This is a genomic window from Pseudoflavonifractor sp. (assembly GCF_050943825.1).
Taxonomy (GTDB): domain Bacteria; phylum Bacillota; class Clostridia; order Oscillospirales; family Oscillospiraceae; genus Pseudoflavonifractor.
The window spans coordinates 120,700-140,892 of the sequence record NZ_JBMNPX010000005.1; the positions used below are offsets into that span (position 1 = coordinate 120,700).

Genomic DNA, 20,193 nt, shown 5'->3' on the forward strand with positions numbered 1-20,193 from the left:
TTATTATACCGCGCCCCATCCTCCATTGCAAGAAACAGCCTGCCGAAAAAGTGATTTCGGCAGGCTGTCGTCTGTTTTTGGTTAAGAAAGACTGAGCACCTTCACGTCCTCCGCGCCCTTGAGGCACTCCGCCTCCCGGCTGTGGCAGGTAAAGAGGAGAATCTGCCGCTCCTCGCCCAGTTCACGCAGCAGGTCCAGGGCCAGATCCATGCGGCTGTCGTCAAAGGCGTCCAGGGCATCGTCCAGCACGATGGGCGCCGGGTCCTCCTTGGGCAGGGCCAGGCGGCACACCGCCAGCCGTACCGCCAGATAGACCTGCTCCGCCGTGCCCTGGGACAGCAGCAGAGTCCGCCGGGGCAGGGGGCTGTCCGCCTCCTCGGCAGAGGCCTCCAGCTCCCGGGTCAGGGTCACCCGGCTGTACTTGCCGCCGGTGAGCCGGGCAAGCAGCTCTCCCGCCCTGGCGTTGAGGGCCGGGGAGAACCGGGACCGGAGCTGGCTGTTGGCCTCCTCCAGCCCCTCCAGGGCCAGGGTAAGGGCGGCGTACTCCTCCCGGCGGCGGGACAGCTCCTCGGTCAGCTCCTCCCGCCGGGACTGGAACAGCACCGGGTCCCCCAGGGTGTTCAGCTCTCCCTGGGCCATGGCCTGGAGGCTGCGCAGACGGCTCATCTCCCCCTCGGCGGAGGAGAGGGCGGCGGCGGCCTCCTGAGGGTCAAAGTGCTCGGGGAGAGCGCCGTCCGGGTCCCCCTCCACCGCAATGGCCTGGGGCTTGGGCAGACTGGCGGCCAGCTTTTCCGCTCCGTCCAGCCGCACCCGGGCGGTAGACAGCCGCTCCTCCAGGTTCAGCGCCCGGGAGATGGCGGCGGACACACCAAAAAAGTCCCGCACCGCAGGCTCAAAGGTGTGGACCAGGTCCATCAGCCCTGCCGTCAGCTCCTCCCGCTGGGCAATCAGCCGGCGGCGGGAGCCGGCCACCGCTTCGGCGTTCCGGCGGGCCTCCTGGGCGGCCACCCACTTCTCCCGGAAGGCGTTTGCCCGGGCGATGATGTCGTCGGGATACTCGGCGGAGTACCGCCCCAGCAGCTCCTCCGCCTCCGCGGTCAGCCTGCCCGCCTTGCCCCGGCTCACCGCCAGGGACACCGCCGCGCCGATGACCAGCACCGCCGCGCCTGCGATGGGCAGAATATACCCGGTCTGGGGCAGCAGGAACCAGCCGGCGGCGGCGATTGCCGCGCCCGCCGCCACGGACGCCGCGGCCCCCGCCCATCCGATCCGGGAGGCCCGGGCGGCCCGGGCCCGGCACTCGGTGACCCGCGCGCTGTGGCCTGCGGCCTGCTGCCAGGCCTGGTCGGCGGTCATGTCGGGGAAGAGGGCATCCTCCGTCTCCGCCTGGGCCGCCTGAGCCCGCTCCTCCGCCTCCTGGACCTGGCTCTCGGCCAGCTTCAGGTTGGCATTCACCGTCTTGAGGTAGGCCAGGTCCTCCTGGGCCTGGCGGAGAGTCTCCCTGTCCGGGGGTGCGCCGTGGCGGTTCTGGTCCGCCTCCAGGGCGGCCACCTCCGCCCTGGCCTTCTCCAGCGCAGCGGCGGCCTCCTCCCACATGCGCCGCCGCTCCCGGTTCTCCCGGCTCTGCCAGGTGGCCAGGGCATTTTTCAGGCTGTCCCGCCAGGCGGTCAGCTGCTCCAGATCCCGGCGGGCGTCCTCCGCCTGCCGGGCGGCCTGGTCCTGCCGGGCCAGGGTATCGTCCAGCACGGCCAGCTCGCTCTCCAGCCGGGGAATCTGGCCGCTCCTGTTGTACTTTCTCCGCCGGAGCCACTCCTTCAGGGTGTCCTCCACCTGGGAGTAGGACACATCCTCCTCCCCCGAGGACACCAGGGCGGCAATGCGCCGCTCCAGCTCTCCGTCGGCGGAGATGGCCGTACCATCCTGGCCCACAAAGGCGGACTTCTCAAATACGGACCGGGACACGCCCAGAATGGTCTCTCCGCAGTTGGACGCGGTGAGACCGGGGACGGGCTCTCCCGTGTCGCTGTACACGGCGGAGAAGGCGCCGAAGGGTGTGGTGCCCCTGGGGCCCCGCCGGATGGTGATCTGTCTCCCCTGCCACTCCAGCTCCAGAGCGCCCTCCATGGCGCTGCCCGACCAGGGCTGGTAGCGGTTCTTCTCGGCAATATAGTCCTGCCGGTCCCGCTCCCGGGTGGGGATGCCGTAGAGCATGGAGCGCAGGAAGGCGCACCAGGTGGACTTTCCGCTCTCGTTGGGGGCTACAATCAGGTTCAGGCCGGGTCCGGGCTCCAGCACGGCGTGATTCAGGCGGCCGAAGGTGGCCGTCATCTTGATGATTCTCATGGGCAGCAGTCCTCCCCGTTCTCCAGCGCCGCCAGACCGAAGCGGACGGCTTTTTCCACCAGCGCCCTATCCTCGTCGGTCTCCGCCTGAGCCAGTCTGGCCTGCATCTGCCGCAAAAACAGCCCGGTGAGGGTGTCCTCCTCCGCCCGGCTCCACAGGTCCCGGCGGACCCGGGTCCGGTCCCGGAGGGTGACGCTGTAAAAATAGGGCTGGGCCACCGCCTCCAGCGCCTCCAGGTCCAGACCCTCCACGCCGCTCTCTCCGGTGAGGATGATGCGGCAGATGTCGTTCTCCCCGTCTCTGGGCAGGGCAGCGGCCAGGGTCTCCGCCGGATTTTCCCCGCCGGACAGGTCCACGGTGAGGATCTCATAGCGTCGGCGGCACAAGGGCACGAAGCGGGCGGAGACATTCCCCTTCTCCGCCTCCACCACCAGCACACCCTTGTCCCCCAGCTCGTCAAAGCCCCGGCCCTCGGGGCAGCCGGGGTAGGCCCACCAGGTGTTCCCCTCCTTCTGGAGACCGGAACAGGCGTGGATATGGCCCAGAGCCAGGTAGTCCAGGCCGCTTGCGGCGATGTCCGCCCGGTCAATAGAGCCGTACCGCCCCCTGCCGTCCACGTCGCCGTGGAGGGCCATCAGGTGGATTTTGCCGTCCTCCGGGGCGGAAAAGCCCTTCAGGGGGGACTGGTCGCAGGAAGGGGCGATGAAGGCCGCGCCGTGGACGGCGCAGTTCAGCTCCGGCAGCTCCACCGTCTCCAGAGTGGAGCGGGAAAAGATATGTACGTTCTCCGGCCAGGCTCCGGCGCTCCAGGGGGAGCGGGCCGACCAGAAGTCATGGTTGCCCGGGGCGATGAACACGGGGACCTTGATCTCCCCTAGTGCCCGGGCCAGGGCCTGAACGGTCTCATAGCGGGCCTGGTCGCTGTCCAGCAGGTCGCCGGACAGCAGCACCAGATCGGCCCGCTCCGCCTCGGCCAGCTCGGCCAGACGGGTGAGGAGCTGCCGCTGCTCCTCCCGCCGCTCTGCCGCCCGCTCGGGAGGCAGGGCGGCAAAGGGCGCGTCCAGATGAAAATCAGCGGCATGTATCAGCTTCAGCATGGTTCTTTCCTCCGGTCTTTTTTCCGGTCAGCCCCGGATGTCCACCCGCTCCACCGCCACGCACCGCCTGGTCTCCGTGTCGATGGAGAAGAGCACGCTCTCCAGCTTGCACTCCCCTCCCGCCGACTCGTACCGCTGGGGCAGTCCGCCCAGGAAGCGGTTGATGGACTGCTCGGGGCGGATGCCCAGCACGGAGCGGGCCGGGCCGGTCATGCCCAGGTCGGTGACAAAGCCGGTGCCCTTGGGCAGAATCTGGGTGTCAGCAGTGGGCACGTGGGTGTGGGTGCCCCACACCGCCTGGACCCGGCCGTCCAGATAGTAGCCCATGGCGCCCTTCTCACTGGTGGCCTCGGCGTGGAAGTCCACCACCGCGATGTCGGCGCCTCCCTCCTTCAGGATGCGGTCGGCCACGGTGAAGGGGTTGTCGAAATTGGAGTCCATCTCGCACCGGCCGATGAGGTTCATCACCCCGATGCGGATGCCCCGGGGGCCCTCAAACACGCCCCAGCCACGGCCGGGCACCCGGCTGGTGTAGTTGGCGGGGCGGAGAATGTACCGGTTCTCGTCCAGGAAGGGGGCGATCTGGATGCGGTTCCAGGTGTGGTTGCCCAGGGTGATGACGTCGGCTCCGGCGTCAAAGATGTCCTGGGCCTGCCGGGGCAGGATGCCCACGCCGGAGGCATTCTCCCCGTTGACCACGGTGAAGTGGACGTCGTGGAGGCGTTTGACCTGGCGCAGGTGTCTGGAGAGGTAGTTCAGGCCGTCGTCGGACGCAACATCGCCCACGGCCAGCAGATTGAGTATCATGGCTGTTCCTCCTGCCGGATGACCAGCTCGTCATAGCCGGTCTCCGGGTCAAATTCCGTGTCGAAGCGGACGCCGGGCAGCTCCAGCACCACGATTTCCGCCGTTGTGTTGACAATGCACCCCGCCATCAGGTGGCCTCCCAGGGTGGTGAGGTCCTCCCGGGACAGGGAGATGTGCAGGTGGGTCCGCTTCTCTGACAGGGTACCCATCAGGGAGACGATCTCCAGCGGCTCGTCCAGGGTGCGCACCGTGACGCCCGAGGCGTCCCGCACACGGGCCCGGCTGACGCAGCCCACACCGGAGACCACCGCGGCCGCCGGGATATGGTGCTCCCTGGCGAATTCCTCCAGCTTTTCCAGCAGGTCGTCTCCCCGCCGGAGCCGGAAGCAGTGGGTTTTCATAGACAGGCCTCCCTTCCGCCCGCCTCTCCCACATGGAGAGGTGAGACTTATATTATATGCGATTTTTCCAGCCAGGGCAATGTGCTTTCTGTTGGGGGCGGCGTTTTTCATTTGCCTGTGGGGGCAAAATGGAGTACAATGTGAGGTACTCTGGGCCCCGGGCCCCGCTTCTTAAAAAGTTCTTAAACCTTTCCGTTCTTGCGGCTTAAAGTTTCCGTGCTAGGATTATTTCAGACATGAGGTGAACGAGTTGTACAACATTCTCATCTGTGACGACGACAAGGACATTGTCTCCGCTCTGGACATCTACCTCACCAGCGAGGGGTACAAGACCTTCAAGGCCTACGACGGTCTGGAGGCGCTGAAAATAGTGGACCGGGAGGACATCCAGCTGGTGCTGCTGGACGTGATGATGCCCGGACTGGACGGCATCCGCACCACCGCCAAGCTGCGGGAGAGCAAGAACATCCCCATAATCCTGCTCACCGCCAAGAGCGAGGACTCGGACAAGATTCTGGGTCTGAACATCGGCGCCGACGACTATATCACCAAGCCCTTTAACCCCATTGAGGTCATCGCCCGGGTGAAGAGCCAGCTGCGGCGGTACACCACCCTGGGCGGCCGTGAGCGAACCGAGGACAACGTGATCCGCAACGGCGGCATCGCCATGGACGACGGCGCCAAGTCGGTAACCGTGGACGGCGAGAGCGTGTCCCTCACTCCCATTGAGTACAATATTCTCAAGCTGCTGCTCAAGAGTCCGGGCCGGGTGTACTCCACCAGCCAGATCTATGAGCAGGTGTGGAACGACCCCTCTCTGGGCTCGGAGAACACGGTGGCGGTGCACATCCGCCACCTGCGGGAGAAAATCGAGATTGACCCGGCCAACCCCCGGTACATCAAGGTGGTGTGGGGCCTGGGTTATAAGATGGAGAAGCTGTAAATCCCCGCTTCTCCGGCAAATCAACTGACAGGAGCTGATTTCTGTGAGAAGCCTCAATTTCAATCCGGTGTCCCGGGCGGGGGTCTTTCTCCTGACCATGGCGGTGCTGGCGGCGGCCTTTCTCTCAAGCCTGCTCACCGCCGCCAACTGGGATGACCTGTGGACCGGCGGCGACTACTACAACAGCAACACCGCACGGATGGATATGTTCTCCGACCTGAGCCAGGTGGAGCAGCTGGTGGATCTCCTGCTGCGGGAGCGCTGGACCGGAGACCTGTCCTACCTGGAGGAGCAGCAGCTCAGCGGCCTTCAGGATCGGCTTTCCCCTGAAAACACCAACTTCCGCTACCAGGTCCACGACCAGTCCGGGGCTCTTCTGGCCTCCAACCTGAACGGCGCATCCCTGGTGGATACCACCGGCACCCAGATAACCAATGCCGCCACCATCACCTACGGCAGCGACCTGGCCTATGACGACTACACCTATTACGATGAGGATCTGGAGCGGTATGTCCGCATGGTGCGCACGGAGGACGGCTTTGTCACCTGCGACCCGGCGGACAGCGTGGAACATTTCAACGCCTACGGCTACTACTCTGACGGTGACGTCTTTGACGGCTACGACGAGAGCTTTGACACCCGCATCAAGCGGGAAGAGGTGGTCATCCAGGCGGGTATCGCCAACCCCATGCCCATTTCGGACAGCTACTCCCAGAGCCGCGTTTCCTATGCCGAGCTCCAGGGCCGTCTGCCCTATGTGGCCCTTGTGGCCCTGATCACCTGCCTGCTGAGCCTGGCGGGTATCCGCAGTCTGCTGATGGACTGCTGCCGCCGCCGGGAGAACGGCTCCGTACCCCTCACCTGGCAGGAACGGGTGCCCTATGACGTGTACCTGACGGCGGACTTTTTCCTGGGCGCCGCCCTGCTCTCCGCGGGGGACCAGGTGTCCTATGTGTATAACCAGGGCAACACCCGTCTTTTTGTGCTGGTGGGCCTGGCTGTGTTCGCCATGGCGGGAGCCGCCCTCACCCTGGGCCTGCTGATGACCACCGCCATCCGCCTGAAAAACCACAATCTGCTGCGCTCCATGCTGGTGTGGCGGATGCTCAGGGCCACAGTCCACTTCCTGTCCCGGATGGTCCACGGCTGGACCATGAGCCGCCGGATTGTTACCCTCTTCCTGCTCTACCTGCTGGGCAGCCTGCTCACCGGCCTGACCGTGGTGCTCATCCCGGTCTATCAGGGCTTTGTGCTCTGGTGCCTGTGCCGGTGGAGCCGCCAGTGGAAGGCTATCCGTGCGGGCACGGCGGAGATTGTGGGCGGCAGCCCGGAGACCAAGATCGACACCACCGGCATGTACCGGGACCTGCGGGAGCACGCCGAGCAGCTCAACGACCTGGGCGCGGCGGTGAGCGCAGCGGTGGACCAGCGGATGCAGTCCGAGCGGTTCAAGGCCGAGCTTATCACCAATGTGTCCCACGACCTGAAGACCCCCCTCACCTCCATCATCAACTATGTGGATCTGCTGAAAAAGGAGCCTCTGGACAATCCTAAGGCTCTGGAGTACCTGGAGGTACTGGACCGGAAGAGCCAGCGGCTGAAAAAGCTGACCGAGGACCTGGTGGAGGCCAGCAAGGCCTCCACGGGCAGCCTGCCCGTCAGCCTGGAGCGGCTGGGTATCGTCCAGTTCGTGGGCCAGGCATTGGGCGAGTACGAGGAGCGGTTCCAGGCCCACAATCTGACGGCGGTGCCCACCCTGCCCCAGGATGAGCTGTTCATCTGGGCCGACGGCCGCCACCTGTGGCGGGTCATCGACAACCTGTTCTCCAACTGCTGCAAGTACGCCCTGGAGGGCACCCGCATCTACCTGGACGTGACCCGTTGGGAGGGCATGGTGACCCTGTCGGTGAAGAACATCTCCCGCCAGCAGCTCAACATTCCCCCGGAGCGGCTGATGGGGCGGTTTGTCCGGGGCGAGGAGTCCCGCACCACCGAGGGCTCCGGCCTGGGTCTGTCCATCGCCCGCAGCCTGACCGAGCTCCAGGGCGGCACCTTCCGGCTGGACATCGACGGAGACCTGTTCAAGGCCGCCGTCTCCTTCCCCGAGGCGGTGGCTCTGCCCGAGCCCACCCCCGGTCTGTCCTCTGAACCGGAAAACAGCCCTGATTCCCTGGACCACAGCGCATAAATTATCTCCGGCACGGGACAATATCCCGTGCCGGAAATTTTTTTGCTTTTTGGGCATTTTTCTCTTTTCAAATCTCCTGTTATATGGTATGATTTTAATAAGAATAATTCTCGTTAATGGGGTGAGCATATGTACGACATCATCATCATCGGCGCCGGTCCTGCGGGCCTGACCGCCGCCATCTATGCCAAGCGGGCCGGATACTCTGCCCTGCTGCTGGAGGGGGGCACCCCCGGCGGCCAGGCGGCCACCACGCCGGACATTGAGAACTGGCCGGGCAGCAAGCAGGTCTCCGGGCCGGATTTTGCCATGAACCTCTACGAGCAGGCCCAGGCTCTGGGCACTGACATCCGCTTTGAGCGGGTGGCCTCTCTGTCCGACAACGGCACATACAAGACTGTGACCACCGGCGGCAGCACCTATGAGGGCCGGACGGTCATCATCGCCAACGGCGTGCGCCGGCGGAAGCTGGAGGTACCCGGCGAGGAGCGGCTGGCGGGCCGGGGCGTCAGCTACTGCGCCACCTGCGACGGCAACTTCTTCCGTGGCAGGGATACGGCGGTGGTGGGCGGCGGCAACACCGCCCTGGAGGACGCCCTGTTCCTGGCCAACATCTGCCCCAACGTGTACCTGGTCCACCGCCGGGATACCTTCAGGGCGGAGCGGCATCTGATTGACGCCCTGGCCGCCGCGCCCAACATCCATGTGCTCCTCTCCCACAAGGTGGTGGAAATCCAGGGCGAGCAGTCCGTCACCTCCCTGCTGGTGGAGGGTCCCGACGGCAGGCGTTCCCTGCCCGTGGCGGGTGTGTTCGCCGCCGTGGGCCTGGCCCCGGACAACCAGGTCTTCTCCCCGCCTCTGGAGTTGGACCAGGCTGGTTATATCATCGCCGGTGAGGACACCCGCACCAATGTGCCCGGCATCTTTGCCGCCGGTGACACCCGTGTGAAGGACCTGCGCCAGCTGGTCACCGCTGCGGCGGACGGCGCTTCCGCCGCCTCCCAGGCCGGCCGCTACCTCCAGTCCGCCCAATAAACAGCAAATATGCGCCCTGGGAACAGCGTTTCCAGGGCGCACTGTCTGCTTAGAATATGGAGCCAACCGCCGTCAGGCTTCCGGCCAGATCGGCCCGATAGCCCGCGTGGCCGGCTCGGAGGCTGTTGATGACAACGCCGTCGTCCCCCCCACGGGCGGTGGCGTGGATGTACCGCCCGTCCCCCAAGTACATTGCTACATGGCCGGGGAAGAAGAGCAGATCGCCGGGGCGCATGTTCTCCCTGGGAATGGGCCGGATGGGGTAGCCCTCCCTGATGGCCGCGTCCCGCCAGATGATCACCCCGCAGAGCAGGTAGGCCATGGAGCACAGCCCGGAGCAGTCGATTCCCATGGGGCTTTTGCCGCCCCAGCGGTAGTGGGTCCCCCGGTAGGCCAGAGCGGCATCCACCAGGGCCGAGCGCATGCCCTCCTCGTCCTCATAGACGGGCGAGGTGTGGTACTGCCCCAGAAAGCTGCTGCGGAGGTACCCCTCCTGTCCGCCGGGGAGCAGCACCCGCTGCCAGCCCTCCTGCGCTTCCCCTCTGGGGGCCACCAGGTCCCCGCGGACCAATGTGGCCACCTGCCAGGCGGCCACATTGGGAGAGGCCAGCACGTCGCAGGTCCCCTGGAGCACCACCTTCTTCTCCCGGCTTGCCCAGCGCGCCGCCGTCTCCCCGCCGAAGAGGAGACACTCCTCCGGCGCGTAGCCGGTGTAGCCGTAGTGGGTGCGCACCAGCCGCCAGCCGGTGCCAGTGTCCTCCAGCACCTCCACAATCATGCCCCCCAGGGCCTCGTCCGCCCGCTCACACCGGTGCGACGGCCCGCTCATCAGTGGGCAAATAGAGGATGTCACAACCGCTCTCATCTTCCGCCCTCCTCTCTCAGTTCCGCCCTTTCTGATTACGAGGGTAGCATAGTTTTCTGCCCTTGTAAAGCGACCGCAAAAAGACCCTTTGATTTTCAAATTTCTGCCTTTTTCTTATCCTGGGTCACTTGGCAGAACAGCAAAAATATGGTATGCTTTTTAAAAGTCCGTTTTATCGTACATATTTTTCGTTATGATGGAGTGGAAAGGGGGGATGCGCCATGGCGAGAGGCGCCAATCAGAAGCTCAAGCTGCCGCTGCTGGAGCGGACCCTGCTCCGGGAGACCGATGAGGAGCACCCTATGACGGTCCAGCAGCTGATCAGCACCCTGGAGGCCCATGAGATAGGGGCGGAGCGGAAGAGCATCTATGATGACATGGACGCGCTGCGGGAGTTGGGCCTGGACGTACAGAGCAGGAAGGGAAAGTCCCCGGGCTGGTTTATCGGCGGGCGGGAATTCGAGCTGGCCGAGCTGAAGCTGCTGGTGGATGCGGTGCAGTCCTGCAAATTCATCACCCGCCGCAAGTCGGACGCGCTGATCCACAAGCTGGAGACCCTCACCAGCCGCCACCACGCCCGCTCGCTGCAGCGGCAGGTCTATGTGTCCGGCCGGGTCAAGGCCATGAATGAGAGCGTGTATTACAACATCGACAAGCTCCACAGCGCCATTGCCACCGGCAAATCAGTCACCTTCCGGTACTTTGAGTACAATGTGAAGAAGGAGAAGGTCTTCCGCCGGGAGGGCAAGCGCTATCAGGTCAGCCCCTACGGGCTGATCTGGGACAACGAGAATTACTATCTGGCCGGATACGATCACCTGCACCGGGAGATGCGGCACTACCGGGTGGACAAGATGGCCGAGCTGGCGGTGACCTGCCTGCCCCGCCTGGGGGACGAGAGCTGCCGTGACTTCGACCTGTCCACCTACGCCCAGAAGCATTTCGGCATGTTCAGCGGCCGGGAAGCCCAGGTGGCACTGCGCTGCAGCAGCCAGCTGGTGGGTGTGGTGCTGGACCGGTTCGGGCAGGATGTGATTCTGGTGCCCGACGGCGCCAATCACTTTACAGTCACGGTACGGGCGGTGGTGAGCCCCCAGTTCCTAGGCTGGCTCTTCGGCCTGGGCTCCGGGGCGGAGCTGCTGGGCCCCGCCTGGGCGGTGGAGGCCTTCCGGGCTCAGCTGCAGGCGGTGGAGGGCTGCCTGTCCGCACCGCCCCCTGCCAGCAGTCAATAACCTTACCTTTCTGTCCTGTCCCCGGCGACTTCTCAAGGAAAGGAGACCTCACCATGGCAGAACGGATTTTGATTGTGGACGATGAGGCAAAGCTGCGGGCGCTGGTGGCAAAGCACGCCCGCCATGCAGGCTATGAGATCGCCGAGTGCGCCGACGGGCGCGCCGCGGTGGAGCGCTGCCGGGAGGGCGGCATTGATCTGGTGATTCTGGATATCATGCTCCCCGGCCTGGACGGCTATGAGGTGCTTCGGGCCATACGCACCTTCTCCGATGTACCGGTGCTCATGCTCTCCGTCCACGGAGAAGAGCAGGACAAGGTCCGCGGCTTCAAGCTGGGCGTGGACGATTTCATGGTCAAGCCCTTCTCCCCACGGGAGCTGATGTACCGCGTAGCCGCCATTCTCAAGCGCAGGCGCCCCGCGCCCGCGCCGGACGCCCCCACCCTGGGCATCGGCGGGCTGGTGGTGGACCCGGCGGCCCGCCGGGTTTCGGTGGACGGCCGGACCGCCGAGCTCTCACCCAAGGAGTTTGATCTGCTGCTCCAGCTGGTCTCCCATCCGGGCACCGCCATGACCCGCCAGGTCCTGCTGGAGGCGGTGTGGGGCCCCGACCGCCCCAAGGGCGAGCGCACGCTGGACACCCATATCAAGCAGGTCCGCCGGGCCATCGGCCCCTACGCCGTTCAGATTGTCACTCTGCGGGGCGTGGGGTACCGCTTTGACGACACCCCCGGACAGCTCCCCTGACACGCCCGGTTCCTTACACTGATAGTCGGCCTGCCGCTTTCCGGCAGGCCGCTTTTTTACAGTCAGACTCCCCTATTTTTATAAATCGTTTAAAATTTCTTACTGGATTTCCACCGCTTTGCCCTTTAGAATATACGCTGTAAGCAAATCGACCTGAATTTCCAATCTTCTCCCCGGCCCGTCGGGGAGCTCAGTGAGGCGTTTGAGGAAATGAAGAAACAGCAGACCGGGGGCGCCGCTGTCCAGGCCCCGCCCCCTCAGAGCAGACGGCCCATCCCCCCTGTGCGTACCGACCCGGAGCAGGGACTCACCTCCGCCCAGGCGGCGGAGCGGGCCGCGGCAGGGTACGCCAACACCCCCGTGGAGGCCCCCACCAAGACGGAGAAGCAGATCATCCGGGAGAACGTCTTTACCTTCTTCAACCTGATCTTCGTGGTGCTGGCCGTGTGCCTGGCCCTGGTGGGCGATTTCCGGGACATGCTCTTTCTCATTATCGCCATCGCCAACACCCTCATCGGCATTGTCCAGGAGATCCGCTCCAAGCACACCATCGACAAGCTCACCCTGCTCTCCGCCCCCAAGGCCACGGCGGTACGGGACGGCAAGGTGATTACCCTGCCGGTGGCCAAGCTGGTGCGGGACGACGTGGTGGTTTTCTCGGCGGGCAGTCAGATCCCGGCGGACGCGGTGATGGTCTCCGGCTCCCTCCAGGTCAACGAGGCACTCATCACCGGCGAGCCGGACGCCATCCCCAAGGCGGCGGGGGACGAGCTGCTGTCGGGCAGCTTTGTGGTAGCGGGCAGCGGCCGGGCGGTGCTCACCCGGGTGGGCGCCGAGTCCTACGCCTCCCGCCTCACCCTGGAGGCCAAAAAGGGCCACGCCCCCCGGCAGTCCGAGATGATGAACTCCCTGGACAAGCTCATCCGGATCATCGGCATCGCCCTCATCCCCATGGGGGTAGCCCTGTTCGTCAAGCAGTACTTCTTCCTGGAGACCGGCATCCGCCACGCCATGACCTCCACGGTGGCCGCCCTCATCGGCATGATCCCCGAGGGGCTCTACCTGCTCACCAGCGTGGCTCTGGCGGTGTCCGTGCTCCGTCTGGCCCGGAAGCGGACCCTGGTCCACGACATGAGCTCCATTGAGACCCTGGCCCGGGTGGACGTGCTCTGCGTGGACAAGACGGGCACCATCACCGAGCCGGGCATGGCGGTGGCCGGCCTGGTGCCTCTGGATGAGGAGCTCTTCCCCGTCCGGACGGTGGAGGCCACCCTCAATGCCTTCTATGCCGCCGCCGACGCTGACAACGACACCGCCAAGGCCCTCAAGGCCCGGTTTTCCGGCAAATCGGTGTGGAAGGCGGACAAAGTGATTCCCTTCACCTCAGCCACCAAGTGGAGTGCCGTCACCTTTGTGGGCCACGGGACCTATGTGGTGGGCGCGCCCGAGTTCGTCATGGGCCAGCGGTACGCCGACCTGAAGGAGACGGTGGAGGAGTACTCCGGCCAGGGGGAGCGGGTGCTCCTGCTGGCCAAACACGAGGGTCCCATCACCGGCGGCAAACTCACCGGCAAGCTCTCCCCCATGGCCCTCATCCGCATCGCCAACAAAATCCGCCCCGAGGCCCCCGACACCTTCCGCTACTTCGCCCAACAGGGCGTGGCGGTGAAGGTCATCTCGGGTGACAACCCGGTCACCGTCTCCCAGGTGGCCCTGCGGGCGGGTATCCAGGGGGCGGAGCAGTATGTGGACGCCGCCACCCTCAAGTCGGACGCCGACATCGCCCGTGCGGTGGAGCAGTACACCGTGTTCGGCCGGGTGACCCCCAGCCAGAAGCGGAAGTTCGTCCAGGCCCTGAAAAAGGCGGGGCACACGGTGGCCATGACGGGCGACGGCGTCAACGACGTGCTGGCCCTGAAGGACGCCGACTGCGGCATCGCCATGGCCTCGGGCGCCGACGCCGCCTGTCAGGCCGCCCATCTGGTGCTGCTGGACTCCAACTTCGCCTCCATGCCCCAGGTGGTGCTGGAGGGCCGCCGTGTGATCAACAACATCCAGCGGGCCGCCTCCCTGTTCCTGGTGAAGAACATCTTCTCCTTCCTGCTGTCTCTCATCACCATCTTCGCTGCCGACATGCCCTACCCCTTTGTGCCCCTCCAGCTCTCCCTCATCTCCGCCCTCACCATCGGCGTGCCCTCCTTCTTCCTGGCGCTGGAGCCCAACCGGGCCATTGTCAAGGGCCGTTTCCTGCCCAACGTGATGAAGCAGGCCTGTCCCGGCGGACTGACCAACCTGTTCCTGGTGCTGGGGGCTGAGGCCTTCGCCTATGCCTTCTCCTTCTCCACACAGTCTTTGTCCACCATCTCCGCCATGCTGATGGCCTTCAACGGCCTGATTGTCCTCTACTATGTCTGCCAGCCCTTCGACTGGAAGCGGAGGGTGCTGTGGGGCGCCATGACGGTGTCCATGGTGGTGTGCGTGGGGTGGTTCGGCTCCTTCTTCTCCCTGGAGCCCCTGACCCTCCAGACCGGCCTGGTCTTCTGCGTGCTGCTGCTGCTGGCCGTGCCCTGCCAGAAGGCGGTGCTCAAGGTGATGGAGGTGTGCGCCCTGGTACACAAGGCCTTTGTGACCCGGCTGCGGGCCCACCGCCGTCTCCGGGTGCTGCCCGAGGACAGCTGATTGCCGAAAAATATTCAGCTCCGGAACGGAACCTGAAGCGGTTCCGTTCCGGAGCTTTTTTGCAGGTCAGTCGATGATGTCCCAGGCCACACTGTGGGGCTGGGCGCGGTATTTTGTCGGCGGCAGGCCGTAGTGCTTCTGAAAATCCCGGGCAAAGCTGCTGTGGGAGGGAAAGGAGAACTGCACCGCCGCCTCGGCTACGGTGATATCGGTGGTCAGCAGCATATAGCGGGCAGCCCGCAGCTTCTCCCGCAGGATGTACTCCTTCAGGGTCATGCCTGTCTGGCGGTGGAAGAGTGTGGAGAGGTAGTTGGGAGACAGTCCGCAGTGCCGGGCCAGCTCGGCCACGGTGATTTTGAAGTGCAGGTGCTTGGAGATATAATCCCGGCAGGCCACCACCGCCGGGACCTGGGACAGCCGGCTGTCCCGTACCCGGGCAGCAAAGTCCACCCCGGCCCGGTGGAACAGCTCATACACCGCCCTGGGATCGTCCATCCGGTGGACCACGCAGAGGTAGGCGTCGGAGAGGCTGTATGCGATCTCCTGGTCCAGTCCACCCTCAATGGCAAAGCGGGTATAGAGGGTTATCGCCACAATAAAGGCGCAGCGCCACTGGTCCAGCTCGCTCTGTGCCATCATGCCCATGGCGGCGCTGCGCCCGTAGCTGTGGCCGCTGTAAAGCTGGGCCAGCCTTTCCGGCTCCCCCTCCTTTACACAGAGGAACTGCAGCGTCTCCTGCTGGTAGGCCGTATGAAATTCCAGACTTTCCCGCCGCTGTGCCACCAGCCGGTCCATAATGGCCTCCACTTCCGGCGGCGTAATAGGGCTCTTTTGTACCTGGCTCATAGGCTCCCCTCCATTTTCACCAATTTCGTATGCTTAAATTTATTATATATGGACATTTTCATCTGTAAAGTAGATTTTTTATATTAACAGTAGAAATCGTGTATCTATTTTTCTTCTCTGTCGGTATTCTTTTTCTGCAATGTGTACGGACACATGGCAGAAAAAAGGAAGGAGAAATGAAAATGGAGCAATCGAAAGCAAAGAAGCCCCTGAGCAAGGGCGCTAAAATTGGCATTGGCGTGGCCATTGCCGTGGTAGTGCTGCTGGTGGCCGTTCTGGTCTACGCCTTTGTCATCACCAACTCGGGCTACTGGTTCCTGTCCAAGTTCAAGGCGGACACCCCCGAGCAGCAGATGTCCTACACCTCCGCCAGCGATACCTCCCAGACCATCGCCGACGAGGGCTTTGTCCTCATGCAGAACAATGAGGACCTGATGCCTCTGGCCACCTCTGCCGACAACAAGAGCAAGATCAACGTGTTCGGCATGCGTGCCGTGCAGCTGGTGTACAACGCCGGCGGCTCCGCCGCCTCCGTGGTTGACAAGTGCGTCCGCCTGGAGGACGCCATGGCCGAGGGCAACTACGAGCTCAACCCCGACCTGCTCAACCTCTACTACAACTACTACAAGACCGGCAAGGCCTCCATCGCTCCCACCGAGGCCCCCGGCAACAGCAGCGCCTCCGAGTTCATCACCGAGCCCAGCAACATCACCGTCCCCGATGTGCCCGGCGATATCCTCACCGACACCTCCCTCTATGACGACGGCCGCTCCATCCTGGACCACGCCTACGACTACTCCGACGTGGCCATGATCTTCATCGGCCGGGGCGGCAGCGAGGTTTTCGACTTCACTCCCTCCCTGCTCCAGCTCTCCGAGGACGAGGCCTCCATGGTGGACGCCGTGTGCTCCAAGTTCGACAAGGTCATCCTGGTGCTCAACACCGCCAACGCCATGGAGCTGGACTTCCTGCGGGATTATCCCCAGATCAAGAGCGTTCTGTGGATTGGCTACCCCGGTGAGGCCGGCATCCACTCCCTGGTGCGCATCCTCAGCGGCGAGGTGAACCCCTCCGGCCGTCTGGCTGACACCTGGCTTGTGGACAACCTGGCCACCCCCGCTGCCAACAACTACCTCCAGCTGGAGTCTGACGGCACCTGGAACGCCAACAGCTACCACTACACCAACGCCCCCGACGACGCCGGCTACTTCACCCAGTACAGCGAGGGCATCTACGTGGGCTACAAGTACTTTGAGACCCGCCACGACACCGACGAGAGCTATGACTACGACAGCGAGGTCATGTTCCCCTTCGGCTCCGGCCTGTCCTACACCACCTTTGACAAGGATATCATGGCCATCAACGAGGAGAACGGCGTGATCACCGTCCGGGTGGAGGTCACCAACACCGGCGACGTGGCCGGCAAGGACGTGCTGGAGATCTACTACAATCCCCCCTACACCGGCGCCATTGAGAAGTCCACCGTGAATCTGGTGGCCTTCAAGAAGACCAACCTGATTGAGCCCGGCACCACCGAGTACTACTCCATCGAGTTCAACGTGGAGGACATGGCCTCCTACGACTACACCACCAACAAGGCCTGGACTCTGGAGGCCGGCGACTACGTCATCTCCCTGCGCAACAACGCCCACGACGTGGTGGACGAGGAGACCTGGAACCTGGCCGACGACATCATCTACAACGACGCCAACGACGGCAAGCGCTCCTGCGATCTGGTGTCCGTCACCAACCTGTTTGACGACGCCATGGGTCCCGACGACTTCCTGACCCGTGAGTGGAACCAGGACAGCCGCGCCTTCACCGGCCCCAAGGAGGAGGACTTCACCGCTTCCCAGGCCGTTCTGGACGCCATTTCCGGCTACTCCGCCCCCACCGACGCTGAGCTGGGCCTGACCGAGGCCGACATGCCCGCTGTGGGCGTGACTCTGGATACCCCCATCATGCTCTCCGACATGAAGGGCGTGGCCAAGGACGACCCCAAGTGGGACGAGTTTGTCTCCCAGCTGACCCTGGACGAGATGGCTCTGCTCTCCGGCAACGGTGCCTGGCACATCGAGGGCCTGGAGCGTCTGGGCGTGCCCTTCACCCGCACCCCCGACGGCTCCGTCTGCGTAGGCGCCTCCACCTACTCCGGCGCCATCATGGGCACCGACGCCGCCGGCATCACCTACCCCTGCCCGGTGGTCATCGCCTCCTCCTGGAATGAGGATATCGCCTACATGATGGGCACCAGCGCGGGCAGCGAGGCCCAGGTCAACGGCTACGCCGGCTGGTACGCCCCCGCCATGGACACCCACCGCACCGCCTTCAACGGCCGTAACTTCGAGTACTACTCCGAGGACAGCTTCCTGGCCGGCACCATCGCCTCCAACGTGGTCCGTGGTGCCACCGACAAGGGCGTCATCTGCTTCGTCAAGCACTTCGCCCTCAACGAGCGCGAGTCCAACGACCGCAACCAGCTCTTCTCCTGGTGCAACGAGCAGGCCATGCGTGAGATCTACCTGAAGCCCTTTGAGATGGCCATCAAGGAGGGCGGCTCCCTGGGCGTCATGTCCTCCTTCAACTACATCGGCACCGAGTGGGCGGGCGGCAACTCCACTCTGCTCACCGACCTGCTCCGCGACGAGTGGGGCTTTGAGGGTCTGGTCATCACCGATGCCCATGTCTACCCCTACATGGACACCATCCTCATGTCCTACGCCGGCGGCGACCTGTCTCTGGACGCCGTGGGCGCCTGGGCTCCCTTTGATTCCCACGCCGGTCAGCTGCTGGATGCCGCCAAGAATCCTGACACCCAGATCGGCATGACCCAGAATCTGTTCCGCGCCAGCAAGAACATCCTCTACGCCGTCTGCCAGGCCTGGGCGGTGGAGTAATTCCCCTCTATCCACGCAAAAGCGCGGCCCCATACGGGGCCGCGCTTTTTTGTTATTCTGTGTACCCGAACAGTCCCCGGACGGACACGTCTCCGGCGTTGACGGTCTCCCGGGTACCGTCCTCCCTGCGGACAATGAGGGAAAAGTCGTCGGCCAGGTCCTCGGCCACGCCGGTGAAGGTCTCGTTGCCCCGGAGCACCCGTACGGGCTTTCCCAGGGTGAGGCAGTCTTTACGGTATCGCTCATACCAGCTGTCCCGCTTTGCGGGAAATTCCCGGTACATGCGGTCCAGGGCCCGCAGCAGGGCGGCGGCCAGGTCGGTGCGGCGGGGCGCCCTCCCCAGGGCCTGGGCCAGGGAGATTGCCACCGGCGCGGCCACCGGGCCGAAATCCTCCGCCTGCTGGCTCACGTTGACGCCGACACCCACCGCCGCGTACTGGAGGCGGGCGCTCTCCCCCTCCATGCCCAGCTCGGTGAGGATACCGCACAGCTTCCGCCCCTCCAGCACCAGGTCGTTGGTCCACTTGATGCCCGGCCGGACACTGCACACCTCCTCCACCGCGTCGCACACCGCCACCGCCGTCCAGGCCGTGAGCCACATCAGCTCGTCCAGGGTGCACTCGGGCCGCAGCAGCACGGAGCAGTACAGCCCCTTTCCTGCCGGAGACTCAAATTCCCGCCCCCGGCGGCCCCGTCCGCCGGTCTGCTCGTCAGAGAGCACCGCCAGACCCTCGGCTCTGCCCGCCAGCGCCTGCCGCTTCACCTCGCTGTTGGTGGAGTCCACGGTGGGCAGGCACAGGAGCTCCCGGCCCACCAGGCAGCCGTCCAGCGCGCCGGACAGCTCTCCGGCGCTGAGCAGATCGGGGGATTCCTCCAGCCGGTAGCCCCGGTTGGTGGCGGAGGAGATGACATACCCCTCCTGCCGAAGGTTCTCCACCGCCTTCCACACCGCCGCCCGGGATACCCCCAGCCGTCTGCTCATGGCCTCCCCGGACAGGGGGCCCTCCCCCTGCTTCAGCAGTGCCAGCACCTCATCCCGCAGCACAGCCCTCTCCCCTTTCTCTGTTTTGTGTTTTATTGTATCCCCCCCGCCCCCTCCCGTCAACCGGAATTGTAACCTTCTTTCAAAAATTAGTTGACAATCTTCCAATTGTAAACTATTCTATTTCAGAAGTTTACAACTATCCCGGACCTCTGCCGGGAGAGAGGAGCGCATTATGAAGACAAGAAATCTGGTTCTCACCGGGATCATGGCCGCCCTGCTGGCCATCTGTGCCTGGATTTCCATCCCCACAGCGGTGCCCTTTACCCTCCAGACCATGGGAGTGTTCCTGGCGGTGGGCATTCTGGGCGGAAAGCTGGGCTCCCTGGCCGTGGGTGTGTACCTGCTGCTGGGAGCGGTGGGACTGCCCGTGTTCTCCCACTTCACCGGCGGCATTGGGGCCCTTGTGGGCACCACCGGCGGCTATCTGCTGGGCTTCCTGCTCATCGCCCTGGTGATGTGGGCCGCCGAGGCCCTGCTGGGCAAGGGGCCCATGGTCTACCTGGGCTCCGCCGTCATCGGTCTGGCGGTGTGCTACCTGTTCGGCTCAGTGTGGTACCTGTACCTCTACTCCGCCGGCGGTGGGTCGGCGGACATGCTGACCGTGCTGGGCTGGTGCGTGTTCCCCTTCATCCTGCCCGACCTTATCAAACTGGCCCTGGCCTTTGCCCTCTCCCGGCGGCTCTCTCCGGCCCTGTCCAGACAGCGGACCTGACCGGGCATATCCTGTCCCCCTCCCCCATATAGATAGTGCAGAGACTGAAAGGGAGGGACGTACCATGCCCTATGATGAAAAATCCATCCGTACCGACGCGCCCCACCACCTGATTCTGGAGGGCCGGGAGCAGCTCTCGGTCTCCGGCGTGGAGGAAGTGGAGAGCTTTGACGAGACTCAGATTGTCATGTACACCACCAAGGGGACGCTGATTGTCCGGGGCGGCGATCTGCACATTGAGAAGCTGAGCCTGGACGGCGGCGACCTGAAGGTGGAGGGGGAGATCGACTCCCTCACCTATGAGGACAGCGGCCGGGATAAGGGCGGACTGTTCTCCCGGCTGTTCCGCTGAGGGAG

General features: G+C 64.4%; 16 protein-coding genes. 9 read left to right on the plus strand and 7 right to left on the minus strand.

Going from position 1 to position 20,193, the window contains the following annotated elements; all coding sequences use genetic code 11:
* Window positions 1-81: 81 nt before the first annotated feature.
* The 4 genes from ACOX7T_RS06970 to ACOX7T_RS06985 are packed head-to-tail and all read right to left on the minus strand — an operon-like array spanning window position 82 to window position 4,648.
* Window positions 82-2,343, minus strand: coding sequence for an ATP-binding protein (locus ACOX7T_RS06970; protein WP_433441211.1), 2,262 nt, complete (start codon window positions 2,341-2,343; stop codon window positions 82-84).
* Entirely contained in the window at window positions 2,340-3,440 is a 1,101-nt protein-coding gene (locus ACOX7T_RS06975; protein WP_433441213.1) for a metallophosphoesterase family protein, read from the minus strand. The genes ACOX7T_RS06970 and ACOX7T_RS06975 overlap by 4 nt, the downstream gene beginning before the upstream one ends.
* A 27-nt stretch (window positions 3,441-3,467) precedes the next feature.
* Entirely contained in the window at window positions 3,468-4,247 is a 780-nt protein-coding gene (locus tag ACOX7T_RS06980; RefSeq protein WP_433441215.1) for a TIGR00282 family metallophosphoesterase, read from the minus strand.
* Window positions 4,244-4,648 carry a PPC domain-containing DNA-binding protein gene (locus tag ACOX7T_RS06985; protein WP_433441217.1) on the minus strand — a complete coding sequence of 135 codons (405 nt, stop codon included), beginning with the start codon at window positions 4,646-4,648 and terminating at the stop codon, window positions 4,244-4,246. The genes ACOX7T_RS06980 and ACOX7T_RS06985 overlap by 4 nt, the downstream gene beginning before the upstream one ends.
* A gap of 250 nt (window positions 4,649-4,898) precedes the next feature.
* Here ACOX7T_RS06985 and ACOX7T_RS06990 point away from each other — a divergent pair, with 250 nt between their 5' ends.
* The 3 genes from ACOX7T_RS06990 (at window position 4,899) to trxB (ending at window position 8,814) form a co-directional block, all read left to right on the plus strand.
* Window positions 4,899-5,591: a response regulator transcription factor gene (locus ACOX7T_RS06990; protein WP_433441219.1), complete on the plus strand. Its 693-nt coding sequence runs from the start codon at window positions 4,899-4,901 to the stop codon at window positions 5,589-5,591.
* Between the two features lie 43 nt (window positions 5,592-5,634).
* Window positions 5,635-7,779 (plus strand): sensor histidine kinase, encoded by a 2,145-nt coding sequence (locus ACOX7T_RS06995; protein ID WP_433441221.1) that lies wholly within the window; start codon window positions 5,635-5,637, stop codon window positions 7,777-7,779.
* A gap of 129 nt (window positions 7,780-7,908) precedes the next feature.
* A complete protein-coding gene (trxB, locus tag ACOX7T_RS07000; protein WP_433441223.1) occupies window positions 7,909-8,814 on the plus strand; it encodes a thioredoxin-disulfide reductase in 906 nt (301 codons plus the stop codon).
* 49 nt (window positions 8,815-8,863) lie between these two features.
* Here the strand turns inward: trxB and ACOX7T_RS07005 are convergent, their stop codons facing one another.
* The gene (locus tag ACOX7T_RS07005) at window positions 8,864-9,679 is read right to left on the minus strand and encodes a C40 family peptidase (protein WP_433441225.1); all 816 of its coding nucleotides are present in this window, start codon (window positions 9,677-9,679) and stop codon (window positions 8,864-8,866) included.
* Window positions 9,680-9,900: 221 nt separating this feature from the next.
* Between ACOX7T_RS07005 and ACOX7T_RS07010 the strand changes: the two genes are divergently transcribed.
* The 3 genes from ACOX7T_RS07010 (at window position 9,901) to ACOX7T_RS07020 (ending at window position 14,336) form a co-directional block, all read left to right on the plus strand.
* Window positions 9,901-10,911: a helix-turn-helix transcriptional regulator gene (locus ACOX7T_RS07010; protein WP_433441227.1), complete on the plus strand. Its 1,011-nt coding sequence runs from the start codon at window positions 9,901-9,903 to the stop codon at window positions 10,909-10,911.
* A 53-nt stretch (window positions 10,912-10,964) separates the two neighbouring features.
* Complete coding sequence (locus ACOX7T_RS07015; RefSeq protein WP_433441229.1) at window positions 10,965-11,657, plus strand: response regulator transcription factor; 693 nt, start codon at window positions 10,965-10,967, stop codon at window positions 11,655-11,657.
* A gap of 210 nt (window positions 11,658-11,867) precedes the next feature.
* Window positions 11,868-14,336 (plus strand): HAD-IC family P-type ATPase, encoded by a 2,469-nt coding sequence (locus ACOX7T_RS07020; protein ID WP_433441232.1) that lies wholly within the window; start codon window positions 11,868-11,870, stop codon window positions 14,334-14,336.
* Between the two features lie 66 nt (window positions 14,337-14,402).
* Here the strand turns inward: ACOX7T_RS07020 and ACOX7T_RS07025 are convergent, their stop codons facing one another.
* Window positions 14,403-15,182: a helix-turn-helix transcriptional regulator gene (locus ACOX7T_RS07025; RefSeq protein WP_433441235.1), complete on the minus strand. Its 780-nt coding sequence runs from the start codon at window positions 15,180-15,182 to the stop codon at window positions 14,403-14,405.
* Between the two features lie 182 nt (window positions 15,183-15,364).
* On the opposite strand from ACOX7T_RS07025, the gene ACOX7T_RS07030 reads away from it, so the two are divergent.
* Complete coding sequence (locus ACOX7T_RS07030) at window positions 15,365-18,079, plus strand: glycoside hydrolase family 3 C-terminal domain-containing protein (protein ID WP_433441237.1); 2,715 nt, start codon at window positions 15,365-15,367, stop codon at window positions 18,077-18,079.
* Window positions 18,080-18,131: 52 nt separating this feature from the next.
* Here the strand turns inward: ACOX7T_RS07030 and ACOX7T_RS07035 are convergent, their stop codons facing one another.
* A complete protein-coding gene (locus ACOX7T_RS07035) occupies window positions 18,132-19,124 on the minus strand; it encodes a biotin--[acetyl-CoA-carboxylase] ligase (protein WP_433441239.1) in 993 nt (330 codons plus the stop codon).
* Window positions 19,125-19,296: 172 nt separating this feature from the next.
* Here ACOX7T_RS07035 and ACOX7T_RS07040 point away from each other — a divergent pair, with 172 nt between their 5' ends.
* Window positions 19,297-19,836, plus strand: coding sequence for a biotin transporter BioY (locus tag ACOX7T_RS07040; RefSeq protein ID WP_433441241.1), 540 nt, complete (start codon window positions 19,297-19,299; stop codon window positions 19,834-19,836).
* Window positions 19,837-19,900: 64 nt separating this feature from the next.
* Complete coding sequence (yabP, locus tag ACOX7T_RS07045; RefSeq protein ID WP_148319769.1) at window positions 19,901-20,188, plus strand: sporulation protein YabP; 288 nt, start codon at window positions 19,901-19,903, stop codon at window positions 20,186-20,188.
* Window positions 20,189-20,193: the final 5 nt, after the last annotated feature.

Bases quoted from the DNA above. Each gene is read 5' to 3' on its own strand.
- ACOX7T_RS06970 (WP_433441211.1), bottom strand. From the start codon at position 2,343: ATGAGAATCATCAAGATGACGGCCACCTTCGGCCGCCTGAATCACGCC.
- ACOX7T_RS06975 (WP_433441213.1), bottom strand. From the start codon at position 3,440: ATGCTGAAGCTGATACATGCCGCTGATTTTCATCTGGACGCGCCCTTT.
- ACOX7T_RS06980 (WP_433441215.1), bottom strand. From the start codon at position 4,247: ATGATACTCAATCTGCTGGCCGTGGGCGATGTTGCGTCCGACGACGGC.
- ACOX7T_RS06985 (WP_433441217.1), bottom strand. From the start codon at position 4,648: ATGAAAACCCACTGCTTCCGGCTCCGGCGGGGAGACGACCTGCTGGAA.
- trxB (WP_433441223.1), top strand. From the start codon at position 7,909: ATGTACGACATCATCATCATCGGCGCCGGTCCTGCGGGCCTGACCGCC.
- ACOX7T_RS07005 (WP_433441225.1), bottom strand. From the start codon at position 9,679: ATGAGAGCGGTTGTGACATCCTCTATTTGCCCACTGATGAGCGGGCCG.
- ACOX7T_RS07010 (WP_433441227.1), top strand. From the start codon at position 9,901: ATGGCGAGAGGCGCCAATCAGAAGCTCAAGCTGCCGCTGCTGGAGCGG.
- ACOX7T_RS07015 (WP_433441229.1), top strand. From the start codon at position 10,965: ATGGCAGAACGGATTTTGATTGTGGACGATGAGGCAAAGCTGCGGGCG.
- ACOX7T_RS07020 (WP_433441232.1), top strand. From the start codon at position 11,868: ATGAAGAAACAGCAGACCGGGGGCGCCGCTGTCCAGGCCCCGCCCCCT.
- ACOX7T_RS07025 (WP_433441235.1), bottom strand. From the start codon at position 15,182: ATGAGCCAGGTACAAAAGAGCCCTATTACGCCGCCGGAAGTGGAGGCC.
- ACOX7T_RS07030 (WP_433441237.1), top strand. From the start codon at position 15,365: ATGGAGCAATCGAAAGCAAAGAAGCCCCTGAGCAAGGGCGCTAAAATT.
- ACOX7T_RS07040 (WP_433441241.1), top strand. From the start codon at position 19,297: ATGAAGACAAGAAATCTGGTTCTCACCGGGATCATGGCCGCCCTGCTG.
- yabP (WP_148319769.1), top strand. From the start codon at position 19,901: ATGCCCTATGATGAAAAATCCATCCGTACCGACGCGCCCCACCACCTG.